The 13547-nt window shown below is 43.0% G+C and carries 9 protein-coding genes; 5 read left to right on the top strand and 4 right to left on the bottom strand.

The window, feature by feature from the left end; genetic code table 11:
- The first annotated feature begins 46 nt into the window (after nucleotides 1-46).
- The 3 genes from RMZ95_RS10360 (at nucleotide 47) to RMZ95_RS10350 (ending at nucleotide 9232) form a co-directional block, all read left to right on the top strand.
- The gene (locus RMZ95_RS10360) at nucleotides 47-3511 is read left to right on the top strand and encodes an efflux RND transporter permease subunit (RefSeq protein ID WP_409882349.1); all 3465 of its coding nucleotides are present in this window, start codon (nucleotides 47-49) and stop codon (nucleotides 3509-3511) included.
- Nucleotides 3512-4042: 531 nt separating this feature from the next.
- Nucleotides 4043-5389 (top strand): efflux RND transporter periplasmic adaptor subunit, encoded by a 1347-nt coding sequence (locus RMZ95_RS10355; RefSeq protein ID WP_322686767.1) that lies wholly within the window; start codon nucleotides 4043-4045, stop codon nucleotides 5387-5389.
- Between the two features lie 315 nt (nucleotides 5390-5704).
- Nucleotides 5705-9232, top strand: a complete 3528-nt coding sequence (locus tag RMZ95_RS10350) for an NB-ARC domain-containing protein (protein WP_322686768.1) — start codon at nucleotides 5705-5707, stop codon at nucleotides 9230-9232.
- A 63-nt stretch (nucleotides 9233-9295) separates the two neighbouring features.
- Here the strand turns inward: RMZ95_RS10350 and RMZ95_RS10345 are convergent, their stop codons facing one another.
- The 3 genes from RMZ95_RS10345 to RMZ95_RS10335 all read right to left on the bottom strand — a co-directional run bounded on the left by RMZ95_RS10345 (nucleotide 9296) and on the right by RMZ95_RS10335 (nucleotide 10987).
- Complete coding sequence (locus tag RMZ95_RS10345) at nucleotides 9296-9499, bottom strand: hypothetical protein (protein ID WP_322686769.1); 204 nt, start codon at nucleotides 9497-9499, stop codon at nucleotides 9296-9298.
- 10 nt (nucleotides 9500-9509) lie between these two features.
- Nucleotides 9510-10073: a peptide deformylase gene (gene def, locus RMZ95_RS10340; protein WP_322686770.1), complete on the bottom strand. Its 564-nt coding sequence runs from the start codon at nucleotides 10071-10073 to the stop codon at nucleotides 9510-9512.
- 626 nt (nucleotides 10074-10699) lie between these two features.
- A complete protein-coding gene (locus RMZ95_RS10335) occupies nucleotides 10700-10987 on the bottom strand; it encodes a Mo-dependent nitrogenase C-terminal domain-containing protein (protein WP_322672449.1) in 288 nt (95 codons plus the stop codon).
- Between the two features lie 383 nt (nucleotides 10988-11370).
- Here RMZ95_RS10335 and RMZ95_RS10330 point away from each other — a divergent pair, with 383 nt between their 5' ends.
- Nucleotides 11371-12273 (top strand): ABC transporter permease, encoded by a 903-nt coding sequence (locus RMZ95_RS10330; protein ID WP_322686771.1) that lies wholly within the window; start codon nucleotides 11371-11373, stop codon nucleotides 12271-12273.
- Nucleotides 12274-12315: 42 nt separating this feature from the next.
- Here the strand turns inward: RMZ95_RS10330 and RMZ95_RS10325 are convergent, their stop codons facing one another.
- Nucleotides 12316-12555: a hypothetical protein gene (locus RMZ95_RS10325; RefSeq protein ID WP_322686772.1), complete on the bottom strand. Its 240-nt coding sequence runs from the start codon at nucleotides 12553-12555 to the stop codon at nucleotides 12316-12318.
- A gap of 149 nt (nucleotides 12556-12704) precedes the next feature.
- Between RMZ95_RS10325 and RMZ95_RS10320 the strand changes: the two genes are divergently transcribed.
- The gene (locus RMZ95_RS10320; RefSeq protein WP_322686773.1) at nucleotides 12705-13514 is read left to right on the top strand and encodes a DUF3598 family protein; all 810 of its coding nucleotides are present in this window, start codon (nucleotides 12705-12707) and stop codon (nucleotides 13512-13514) included.
- Nucleotides 13515-13547: the final 33 nt, after the last annotated feature.

Genomic DNA, 13547 nt, shown 5'->3' with positions numbered 1-13547 from the left:
TAAAACAGCTTTAACCCAAAAAACTTTTGAAGTATCCTAACTAACTATGTGGATCGTCAAAATTGCTTTACGTCTTCCGTATACATTCGCGATCGCCGCTTTGATGATTGTGATCCTGGGTGTAGTGACGATATTTAGTACACCAGTTGACATTTTTCCCGCAATTAACATTCCGGTTGTCAGCGTAGTTTGGACTTACACTGGTACGACATCTGAGGAAATGGCACAGCGAATCGTCACTATTAGCGAACGCGCTATGACAACAACTGTTGGTGACATCGAACATATTGAGTCTCAATCTTTAAGTGGTGTTAGCGTCGTCAAGGTTTTCTTTCAACCCAACGCTAATATCGCCTCCGCAGTTGCTCAAATTACCTCCGTCAGCCAAACAATTTTGCGCCCTTTGCCACCTGGGATTACACCGCCATTCATCATTCAATACAACGCTTCTTCGGTGCCGATTATCCAGATGAGTGTCAGTAGCAAAACCTTGCCGGAAGAAGCACTCTTCGACTATGCTACCAACTTCGTTCGCACCCAATTAGCAACAGTGCAAGGAGCGAGTATACCTCTGCCCTATGGTGGTAAACCTCGGCAAATTATGGTTGATATCGATCCCCAAGCGATGTTGGCTAATGGCATTTCTGCCCAAGATGTGACTAATGCTGTCAGTGCCCAAAATCTGGTTTTGCCGGCAGGTGATATGAAAATAGGCGATCGCGACTTCGCCGTACAAATCAACAATAGTCCAAATGTGGTGGCAGCCCTCAATGACTTGCCAATTAAGCAAGTTAATGGTACTGTCATTTCCATTCGTGATGTCGCGCAGGTAAGAGATGGCTTTGGTGTGCAATCGAACATTGTACGTCAGAATGGCAGGCGATCGAGCTTACTTAGTATCCTGAAGAGTGGCAATGCCTCAACCATTGATGTGATCGAGCGAGTCAAAAAAACTTTGCCTCGCATCCAATCCACCTTGCCCCCAGAACTGAATTTATCATTTTTGTTCGATCAATCTATATTTGTGAAAGCTTCTATCGAAGGCGTTCTTAAAGAAGGATTGATTGCCGGGTGTCTCACTGCGTTGATGATTTTAATTTTCCTGGGAAGTTGGCGCAGCACTTTAATTGTAGCCGTATCGATTCCTCTCTCGATGCTAGTTTCAATTATCGTGATGAGTCGTTTGGGACAAACTTTCAACATCATGACTTTAGGTGGTTTGTCCTTAGCTGTTGGGATTCTGGTAGATGATGCCACAGTCGAAATTGAAAATATCCACCGAAATCTCGGACAAGGTAAACCCATCAAGCGAGCAATTTTAGATGGGGCGCAGCAAATCGCTACTCCAGCACTTGTAGCAACATTATGTATTTGTATTGTCTTTGTGCCGGTTGTGTTTCTCAGTGGAGTAGCAAAGTACCTATTTGTCCCCCTAGCGATGGCGGTAGTATTTGGGATGCTTGCTTCTTATGTGCTATCTCGGACTGTAGTCCCGACAATGGCAAGCTATCTTTTACCATCCGAAGCAGACTGGCATAGAGAAAACGAGGAGCATAATGGTAACAACAGCCATTATATAGATTCGCCAGTTCAAAATAATAATGGTAACAACAGCCATTATATAGATTCGCCAGTTCAAAATAATAATGGTCACGGCGATCGCCACAGCCATTCGCTAGTCGAAATCCATGATAATCGCGATCGCCACACCCATTCGCCAGTCCAAAATAATAATGGTCACGATAACCACCACCAAACAGAAGAAGCAGCAACGACAACTGCCAAACCTGTGAAGAAAGATTGGATATGGCGGCTACATGAAAAGTTTAACCAGCAATTTGAGAAACTTCGCAGTTGGTACTACAACGTCCTAGCCTCAGCATTAAGTCACCGCCGCATAGTCTTTGTGCTATTTGGTGCTTTTATCGTCAGTGCAGGAGTTTTGTTACCATTCGTCGGTCAAGACTTTTTCCCGGAAGTCGATGGCGGTCAGTTTAGCCTCCATGTTCGAGCCTTACCTGGTACTCGTTTGGAAGAGACAGAAAAAATTGTTAGCCAAGTTGAAGGGGTTATCCGCCAAACTGTACCGAAGGATAATCTAGCTCTAATTCTGGATAACATCGGCTTACCCACCAGTGGCATTAACCTTACTTATGGCTACAACGGCGCGACAATTGGACAGGCTGATGCTGATATTCTTGTCTCCCTAAAAGAATCTGGTGAAACTTTTTCTTACGTCAAGGAACTCCGCCAGAAATTGAAAGCGACATTTCCCAGCTACACCTTCTTTTTTGAGCCGGCTGATATTGTGACTCAAATTCTCAATTTCGGTTTGCCTGCTGCTGTTGATGTGCAAATATCTGGCCCTCTGAAAAACTCAAAGGGCAACTTTGAAATTGCCCAACAAATCGCCGCGCGGATGACGCGCATTCCTGGGGCTGTAGATGTACATCTCCAACAAGTTGTCGATGCTCCCAAATTACGTCTTGATGTCGATCGCACCGAGGCTCAACAATTGGGTATGACCCAGCGTGATGTTGCCAATAGCGTCCTCACTTCCTTAAGTTCAAGCGGTCAAGCTGCAATCAACCAATGGCTCGATCCCAAAAAAGGCGTGAGTTACACCCTGGCTGTACAAGTTCCCCAATATAAACTTGACTCTATTGATAGTCTAAAAAATACGCCAGTTGGCAATGGTCAAACTACACCTCAGCTTTTAGGTAACTTAGCTAGTGTCAAACGCGACACAGTGATGCAAGTTGTGAATCACTACAACATTCAGCCAGTTTTCGATATCTACGCTAACGCCTCTGGTCGCGATCTGGGGGGAGTTGCCGGCGATGTCAATCGAATTATCGCTGATTATCAGAAAAAATTGCCTAAGGGAAGTCAGATTAATGTCCGAGGGCAAGTGCAAACGATGAACTCTTCCTTTCTGGGGCTTGGTTTAGGACTTGTGTTTGCAATTGTGTTGGTTTACTGCTTAATGGTAGTGAACTTCCAATCTTGGCTCGATCCCCTGATTATTATGATGGCGCTGCCAAGTGCCTTAGCAGGGATCATTTGGATGCTGTTTGTCACCCGCACCACTCTAAGCGTCCCTTCGTTAATGGGTGCAATTATGAGTATAGGTGTAGCGACATCGAACAGTATTTTAATGATTACTTTTGCGAATGAGCAACGTGTAGAAGGGGAAAATGCCTATAAAGCAGCCCTAGCGGCAGGTTATACAAGGTTGCGTCCGGTGTTGATGACTGCCTTAGCCATGCTGATCGGGATGGTGCCAATGTCTCTAGGTCTTGGTGAAGGTGGCGAACAGAATGCACCGTTGGGTCGCGCCGTAATTGGCGGCTTGTCAGCTGCAACAGTCGCAACTCTGATCTTTGTACCTGTTGTATACAGCATTATGCGGCGTCAACCACCTCGTCCTATCGATGAGGATGATGACGATTTAAATTTCTCCGATTCACGGACAGCATATTTGTTGTCATCATCTCAAGGCAAGTCATAGACATGAGCTACGGTGTACACATAAATCTTTTAAAGTTAACGTGAGTTCGACGAGTGCTATTTTGACCTCTCCCCCAGCCCCTCTCCTACGAGGAGAGGGGAGCAAAAACCCTATTTTCTCATTACTCCTCCCTCTCCTTACGGAGACGCTTCGCGAACGCCTTTTAAAAGAGGGAGGCTGGGAGGGAGAGGTCTGTCGAACTCACGTTAAAGTTACTACGTAACGTAGGGAAGATTAATTTTTGCAGGTCAATGCAACAAAGGTGCAGGTCAATGCAACAAAGGTGCAGGTCAATGCAACAAAGGTGCAAGCCAATGCAATAAAGGTGCAAGTCGATGCAATAAAGGTGCAAGCCAATGTAATAAAGGTGCAAGTCAAAAACTTGTGTGTACACCGTAGCGGAAAGGGTTTTTTCTAAGCTGCTTTCCCCTTTACCCCTTACCTGAATGGCACTTCTGCAAGAAGTCTAATAATGGTAATGACTCTAGCTGCTAAATTTCTGCAAATTAGATAATACAGGACAGTTTACCTATGGATTCTCAGCATCGTCCATCTCCTGATTCTGAACAACAAACGACTTCTAGAAAACACAGGCGCGGCATCGGTGGTATTGGTTGGGCTATAATTGGTGCTGTTTTTTTTGGTAGCCTACTGGCGATAGGTATTCTACCCCGATTAAGCCAAAAGTCGGAATTACAAGCAGCAGTCAAGGAAGCAAGCACAGTACCCTCTGTTAACGTAATCGCTCCCCGTCGCGCTACTGGTGCTACGAAACTGGAACTACCTGGCAGTGTTGTAGCCCAGAATCAAACGACCATCTACGCTCGCAGTACTGGGTATTTACGGCGGTGGTATGCAGATATTGGCGATCGCGTCCGAGCCGGTCAGTTGTTGGCGGAGATTGATTCACCAGACACCGATCAGCAAGTTCTGCAAGCGAAGGCAGAGGTAGTGCAAGCACAAGCCAATGTATCTCAAACTCGTGCTAATTTAGCTAAAAGTGTTTCTGATTTGAAGCAAGCCCGCGCTAATTTATTGATCGCACGTCAGAGTTGGGAGCGCTGGCAAGTTCTTGTCAAACAAGGTGCAGTACCTCAACAAGATGCAGATACAAAATATGCTACATATCAAGCTAATCTCGCCAGCGTTGAGGCCGCACAAAACACTATTAATTCTGATTCTGCCAACATCAAAGCAGCACAAGCTAACGCCTACGCAAGTCAAGCAAACTTCCAGCGTAATACTGTATTGCAGTCTTATAAGAAAGTCACTGCTCCTTTTGCAGGAGTGATTACTGCACGTAATGTCAATACAGGTGTTTTAATTTCAGCAGGTAATGGCAACACCAGTACCAGCAACACTAACACTAACAATAGCAGCCTTTATACTATTGCTGCTTATGACAATCTAAAGGTAAATGTGAGTGTTCCCCAGAGTTTATCACAGTCACTTCAAACTGGACAAACAGCACAAATTACAGTCAGAGAGTTACCCCAACGAGTGTTTACGGGTAAAGTAGTGCGTACTAGCAACGCTATAGATCCAACTACTCGCACTTTACTGACACAATTAGAAGTACACAATTCAGACGCGACGCTGCGACCTGGGATGTATGCCAATGTCAGATTTGCCATTAACCGCACTAATCCTCCTTTTGTTGTGCCAGATAGTGCCTTAGTTGTTAATGCCGGAGGTACGCAGGTAGCAACTGTAACCAAAGACCATACAGTGCATTATCAAAAAGTTGCCGTTGGGCGAGATTATGGTACTGAAGTAGAAATTACATCAGGTTTGACAGGAAATGAATCGCTCATTGCCACTCCTACGGTTGATGAGACAGAGGGTTTACGCGTGCAGCCAGTTGCAGAAAAAAAGTAGACTCAATAGACCTCTTGCAAAAGTCCCCTAACACCCCACCCCCAACCCCTCCCCGCCGGCGGGGAGGGGAGAATTTGACGTAAGTCAAAGGCGGGGTGGGGTTCTTTTTTTTGATTTATGCAAGAAGTCTAATGTATTTAATTCAGGAGTGCTGTTAGCGGTAGCGGGGCGTTGAGCCAGTACAATTATTACTTTTTTTACTCAGCACTCAGCACTGTTTAGGTGAGGTACACTAAACTCATCGGCGCGATCGCGCACCCAATGTTATCTCACATAGTGAGATAACATTGTTTTGTAATGTGTCTTTGTGTGAGTATGAGTGTCATTCCCCAAAACGTTCTTTTGGCTTTAGCCGAAAAACGGTGCTTGTCTAACAGCGAGATCGAGGTGTTTTTATATGCTGTTGAGGGACAATCGCCAAATGCGATCGCGAAAGAATTGGCAATCAGTGCCGAAGCAGTACGCAAAAGATTAAGCGAAGTTTACAAGAAATTTAATGTTACTGGTAGCGGCCCAGGTAAGCTCACTAAGTTACAGCAAGTTATAGAATCTGAGTATCAAGCATATTCAGAGACTGAGAAATCGATTACCCAAAACCGTCAAGATTGGGGTGAAGCGCCTGGTGTCTGCTTTTTTCGGGGACGCATAGCAGAATTGTCTGGGCTAACGCAGTGGCTCATTAAGGATAACTGCCAACTAGTGGCAATATTGGGAATGGGGGGAATCGGCAAAACTGCTTTATCTGTGAAACTCGCAAAGGAAGTTCAGGAGAATTTTGAGTATTTGATTTGGCGGAGTCTCCGCAATGCGCCACCCGTCGCAGAGATGTTGGCAAGCCTAATCGGGTTTTTATCTGATGAGAAAGAAACAAATTTGCCAGAAAGCGTAGATGGTAAAGTAACGCTGCTGATTCATTATTTACGAGAGCATCGTTGTCTTGTGGTATTTGACAATACAGAGACAATTTTACAAGAAGGCGATCGCGCCGGACAATATAAACAAGAATACGAAGATTATGGTCAACTACTTAGGCGGGTAGGGGAAGAACCGCATCAAAGCTGCTTGGTGCTGACATCTCGTGAAAAACCAAAAGAATTTGCTTCTTTAGAAGGAGAAGCATCACCAGTCAGAATATTATCGTTAATTGGCTTAGGAGAAACAGAAGGGCAAGAAATTCTCCAAGATAAAGGGTTATTTGGCTTACAACAAGAATGGGCCAAGCTAGTTGAGAAGTATTCAGGTAATCCTTTAGCGTTAAAACTAGTTTCTGAGCCTATTCGGGAGTTATTTGGTGGTGATATCGCTGCCTTTCTAGCTGAAGGAGAGATAATTTTTGGTGACACCCGAAATTTACTAAACCAGCAATTTGAGCGGTTGTCAGAGATCGAAAAAGAAATAATTTATTGGTTAGCAATCAAGCGCGAGTTAGTTTCTCTAGACGAGTTGCTAAATGATATTGCGCGTCCTTTGCCCAAAAGAGAAGTGATGGAGGCGCTAGAATCACTACGGAGGCGATCGCTAATTGAACAAAGAACAGCACTTTTCACCCTCCAATCTGTGGTCATGGAATATATCACCGACCAACTGATTGAACAGATTTGTGACGAAATTACCACTCGTAATATTAGACTATTTACGAGCCATGCTTTAATGGAAGCGACGGCCAAAGATTATATTAGGAACACTCAGATTACCCTGATTATTAAACCAATTATAGATAGGTTATCAACTATTTTTAGATATGCTAAAAATATTGAACATCATCTATATCAAATTTTATTGTCCCTGCAACAGGTTCCCCAAACAGCAGGATATGCAGGTGGAAATCTGTTAAATATTCTTTGTCAACTACAAATTGATTTTAGCGGCTACGATTTTTCAAATCTGACTATTTGGCAAGCATATTTACAAAGTGTGAATTTGCATCGGGTAAATTTTGCCAATGCCGATTTAGCTAAATGCGTTTTTGCAGAAACATTAGTTAGTATTTCGTCAGTAGCATTTAGCCCGAATGGAAAACTTTTGGCTACGGGTGATGCTGATGGCAAGACTTACTTGTGGCAAGTTGACGATGGAAAGCTACTGTTTACCTGTATTGGACATAGCAGTTGGGTAAAATCAGTTGCTTTCAGTCCCGATGGTCAAACTTTAGCTAGTGGTAGTGATGACCAAACAGTGAAATTATGGGATGTTCGTGATGGTAAATGCCTGAAAACCTTGCAAGGACATAGCAATTGGGTCAGGTCGGTTGCCTTCAGTCCCGATGGTCAAACTTTGGCTAGTGGTAGTGAAGACCAAACAGTAAAGTTATGGAATGTCCACATCGGAAAATGTCTGATAACTTTGCAGGGGAATACCAATCGAATTATGTCAGTTGCTTTCAGTCCCGATGGTCAAACTTTAGCTAGTTGCAGTGAAAAGCAAACAGTGAAGTTGTGGGATGTTCGTGATGGTAAATGCCTGAAAATCTTGCAGGGACATAGCAGTTGGGTAAGGTCAGTTGCTTTTAGTCCCGATGGTGAAATTTTGGCTACTGGCAGTGACGACCAAACCGTTAAATTATGGGATGTTCGTGATGGTAAATGTCTGAAAACCTTACAGGGACATAGCAATCGAGTTTGGTCGGTTGCCTTTAGTCCCGATGGTCAAACTTTAGCTAGCGGTGGCGACGACCCAACAGTAAAGTTATGGGATCTTCGTGATGGTAAATGCCTGAAAACTTTCCAGGGGCATACCAATCGGGTCAGGTCAGTTGCTTTCAGTCCCGATGGTCAAACTTTAGCTAGTGGTAGCGAAAACCAAACAGTGAAGTTATGGAATGTCCAGGATGGTAAATCTTTGACAACCTTGCAGGGACATAGCAATCGAGTCAGGTCAGTTACCTTCAGCCCCGATGGTCAAATTTTAGCTAGCGGCAGTGAAAAGCAAACAGTGAAATTATGGGATGTCCGTAACGATAAGTTTCTCAAAATTTTGGAAGGGCATAACAGTTGGGTACGGTCGATTGCCTTCAGTCCTGATGGTCAAATTTTAGCTAGCGGTAGTGAAAAGCAAACAATTAAATTATGGGATGTTCAGACGGGACAATGCCTGAAAAAATTGCAGGAACATACCAATAGAATTAGATCGGTTGGTTTTAGTCCAAATGGTCAAATTTTAGCTAGCGGCAGTGACGACCAAACAGTGAAATTATGGGATGTTCACACCGGAAAATGTCTTCAAACCTTGAAAGGGCATACCAGTTGGGTAAGATCGGTTGCTTTTAGTCCCGATGGTCAAACTTTAGCTAGTGGCAGTGAAAACCAAAGAGTGAGGTTATGGGATATTTATACAGGAGAATGCATCCAAGTTTTGGAAGGACATAGCAATCGGATCAGATCGGTTACTTTTAGCCCAGATGGTCAGACTTTAGCTAGTGGCAGTGATGACCAAACAGTGAAGTTATGGGATGTTTTCATGGGCAAGTGCTTGACAACTTTGCAAGAACATACTAATCGAATCTGGTCAGTTGCCTTCAGCCCCGATGGTCAGACTTTAGCTAGTGCCAGTGAAGACCAAACGATAAAATTATGGGATGTCCATAATGGCAAGTGCCTGAAAACTTTGCAAGGGGCTAATTGGGTAAAGTCAGTTGCTTTTAGTCCCGACGGTCAAACCCTGATTAGTGGTAGCCAAGATGAGACAATCAAGCTTTGGGATATATCGACGGGTGAGTGTGTAAGAACACTGCGATCGCCACGACCCTACGAAAAAATGAATATCACCGGGGTTACAGGGTTAACCGCAGCGCAGTTAGTGACGCTAAAAGCTTTAGGGGCGGTGCAAAATGGAGAGCAAAAATAAAAGGTAAAAGAATGAACTTTGCCTTTTTGCTTCATCCTTTTACCTTTTTTATGTACCTGATGCTTATTTCATGTTAGCCCTTGCGTCCTTAACTGCGGCAAAGAAAAATAATCCTGTGAGTGGAATGCTTAATACCAGGATAATTGCCGTGGCTGTGACACCAAAATCTGGATGTCCGTAACCGAGTTCAAAAACCGAACCGACAGCTGCGATCGCACTTACACAAGAACCACCGAGAAATAAACTACTTTTTGGAGTTAAATACACTATTGCCCCCCTATGCTACTGGTTTCACCGCTTGATACGAGAAGCCATTCTTAGATAGCTCCTGGGCTAAAGTCAAGGAGTTTTCTACACGGTCTACAAATACCACGCCGTTAAGGTGGTCCATCTCGTGCTGAATGCAGCGTCCCAGAAGGTCATTAGCCTTTAATGTCCGAGGACGACCGTACTCGTCTTTATAGGCAATTTCCACGACTTCGGGGCGCTTCACGTCTAGATATACGTTGGGAATGCTCAAGCATCCTTCTTGGGCAACAGAGATGTCGCGGCTGACTTGTTTAATGGTGGGGTTAATCAACACCAAAGGCTGGTTAGCTGCGTTCTCTGGTTCCAAGTCGATGACAACTAATTGCTTGTGAATTCCCACTTGGGGAGCAGCCAAACCAATGCCATCTTTGCTATACATAGTTTGCAGCATTTCGCGCACTATTTGGCGAAGTTCGTCATCAACCTTAGAAATCCGTTTTGCAGCTTGACGCAGCACGCGATCGCCTAAATAATGAAGCTCCAAAGGTGGATTTTTTAACTTTTTTTTCTCGACAGCAATTTCAGAGGGCATGAGTCTCGATGGCTAGATGGTGAAAATTCCTACTATTTTCATTCTATCAATCTCAGTTAGAGGATGTTTAAAAAGTCCTCGACTATACCAAAAACCCATCTGCCATTCCTCTTTTTGCTTGCTTAACGGCAGACTGATGCCAAGAGTGAGAGGCTGTGAAACCCTTATTTTATCGTCAGTAAGGTTTGCTAGGGGTTAGGTCTCCGAGGTTCTATTGTTAGCAATAATACTTTTTAAATATCCCCTTAGACGTAGTACCAATCTTCAAAATAATTATTGTGAAGTCACGTTGCACCATACTTGGAGCGATCCTTTTATCAAGGCTGACATCATTAAACAGTACTTTTAAATGTGAAATCGATTATCATAGCAATTCTCTATGAAGATGCGCCTAATTATTTTGGGACATAGCGAATTATCTTCAAAAAACCTCTGTGTACCTTTGCGCTAACCTCTGCGTACCTTTGCGTTGAAAAAAAGCTAGGATTTGGCGCAGCTTTACAAAGAAACGGGATCAGTCGTTTATCAGCCTATTTCTGACGCTCTGATTGCAACTAGAATTCCTATACAATTTTTCTTAGTAAAAAGATTTCTCTAATCAATTTTTTATTGATATAAACCTATGTTTAGCAATATTTTCTCGCATCTTCACCACATTCATTAACTAAATATAATAAACACTTAAAACGAAGACCAACTATCTGTTCATAAAGGGGGTTTAATTTACACATAGGTGGAATGCGAAGTAGAGTCCGACCGAAAACTTTAACAGTTCTTTCAAAAGGGCAATTGGAAGGAATTATTTTGCACAATAGTCTGGCCAGATTAGAATTATGTATTTCTACTGACTCAAGCCGATCGCGGATCTGGTTTAATAAGCTATTGTCCAAATTGGCTTTGTTTAAGAAGTTCATAACTCAACTTTCCTTTAATTAATCTGTTGCTCCTATAAAATTACTCCGATATTCAGAGAAAAACATAGTATAAATACCAAAGTATTTTCCCACTTTTTGAGGTCAAGTTTAAAGAACAGTAGAATTGCTGAGAAACCAGAACAGCTAGCCAATTATTATCAATAACTGTTAGAGGCAATAGTGAGTATATCTGTGGCAAATAGTATGAAGGATCGGGTGAATGGTCAAGGCAGCAGGAGGACAGAAGAAGGAAATAGCAATAGATAAAAGCTGATATATTGGCAAACTTTGCACCATTGACTATAAATAGTGGTGTTATTGACGCAAAGACGCAAAAGCTGAACTTAGTGCTTTGGCGTTAAGTTCAAAATTTGAGGTGATGTGTGTTTAAATCTTTCACGAAACTTGATTATCTGCTGAAAGAAACTTTCCTCGGTTTACTGCGGGGAGGTTGGATGAATTGGGCTGCTGTCAGTACTGTGACGGTGTTACTGTTTTTATTCGGCTTGAGTCTGCAAACCTCTTGGCAAGTCGAAAAACTTCTTTATCAGTTTGGTAGCCAGCTAGAAGTCTCAGTTTATCTCGAACCGGATACACGGATGGAAAGTATTGAGCCACTAATCGCCAAAATGCCAGAGGTAGCGACGATAAAAACCATTACCAAAGAACAAGCTTGGACTAAATTAGTTAAGGAAATGAGAATTTCTGATATTGAGGGTGCTACCCAGCAGCTAGGTGAGAATCCTCTGGTTGATGAGATGAAGGTGAAAGCACGTAATTCTCAAGTTGTACCAACCTTAGCAACACAGTTGGCTAAATTACGAGGAGTTGAGACGGTGCAGTATGTGGATGAAGCAGTGAAACGCATTGCCCAGTTGCACCGGGGTCTGAACTGGATTACTTTAACAATTACGATGATTCTGACTTTAACAGCGATCGCAGTTACTACTACCACAATTCGGTTAATTGTCACGGCGCGACGCCAGGAAATTGAAATTATGCAACTAGTGGGAGCGACTTCTGTTTGGATTTACCTCCCGTTTATTTTACAAGGAATTGCCTTTGGTTTGGTTGGTGGTGCGATCGCTTGGAGTTTCATTTCTGTAATTCAACAGTTTCTCGGTAAGTTACTAGTCAATCAACCTGAGTTTATCCAAGTCATCACCAACAGAGTGCAACTCACTCCAGCAGAAATTTTATTATTGCCTCTGATTCTTTTGAGTTTCGGTGCAGGTGTAGGATTAATGGGGAGCTTATTTGCTGTCCGACGTTTTGCTAAAAGATAGTCATTGGTCATTAGTCATTGGTCATTAGTCCTTTGTCATTGGTCATTTGTCCTTTGAACTCGGAACTTCGACCTCTGAACTCGGAATTCCGACCTCTGAACTCGGAACTCCGACTTCTGAACTCGGAACTTCGACTTCTGAACTCGGAACTTCAACCTCTGAACTCAGAATTTTGACCTCTGAACTCGGAACTTCGACCTCTGAACTCGGAATTTTGACCTTTGAACTCAGAACTCCGACTTCTAAACCCGGAACTTTGACCTCTGAACTCGAAATTCCCAAGATTTTAAAAGAATAACTGAAGTTTTGCTTGAACGAATATGAAATTAAACCTATATATCAACTTAACAAGGCTAATCAAATGACAAATGACCAATGACAAATGACCAATAACAAATGACAAATGACCAATGACAAATGACAAAATAACTATGAAATCACAATGGGAATGTTTTTTGCAGAATCTCGGTGTTTGGGAAGGTTCATTTACTAATTTTTCTCCCCAAGGAACACTTTTGAACGATACTCCTAGTCGTCTTTCCCTAGAACATTTGAACAATAGCCAGAAAGTGCGCCTAACTCTGAGCCGTTCGGGGCAAGATATAATCAGAGACTTTAATACCGTGGGAGGGGGTCTGCTGTTTTTTGAAAATGGTTCCTTCTCTGAAGGTTTAATTCAGCTAGGGCCATTTTCCGAATTTGGTGGAGAACTCGCTTTTGTTCATGAAAATCGCCGCTTGCGTCTGGTACAACTGTTTGATACTACCGGTCAGCTAAAGGAATTAATTTTAATTCGAGAACATCTAGCTGGAACCCCAGCAGATGAACGTCCAACTTTACAGATAAATGATTTGTTGGGAGAATGGCAAGGCCAAGCAGTGACAATATATCCAGATTTGCGATCGCCTGATACTTACTCTACAACTTTCAAATTACAACTTGATGATGCTGGGCGATTAATTCAGAGTACCTCATTTGCAGAACGCACAATTACCTCAACTGCTACCATCAAAGGTTCCATTGTTCTCTTTGACCAAAACCCTCAAAAGCAGGTGCAAGTATTATTTTTACCAGATGGTGCTTCTGCAACATCACCTGTCAAAGTGCAGTTACGCCAACCATTTTTTATTGAAGCGGGTTGGTTAATCCAGCCAAACCTTCGCCAACGGATGATTCGCAGCTACAACGAGAAAGGCGAATGGGTTAGCTTGACATTAGTCACTGAAGAAAGGAAGCTTTGATATCATGTCCGCTTGATTACTTATCAAATATTT

Origin of the sequence: Nostoc sp. DedQUE07, assembly GCF_034530975.2 — a bacterium.
Lineage (GTDB): Bacteria > Cyanobacteriota > Cyanobacteriia > Cyanobacteriales > Nostocaceae > Nostoc.
The sequence above is the reverse complement of the archived record's forward strand: the minus strand, read 5'-3'. Positions and strand labels throughout refer to the sequence as shown.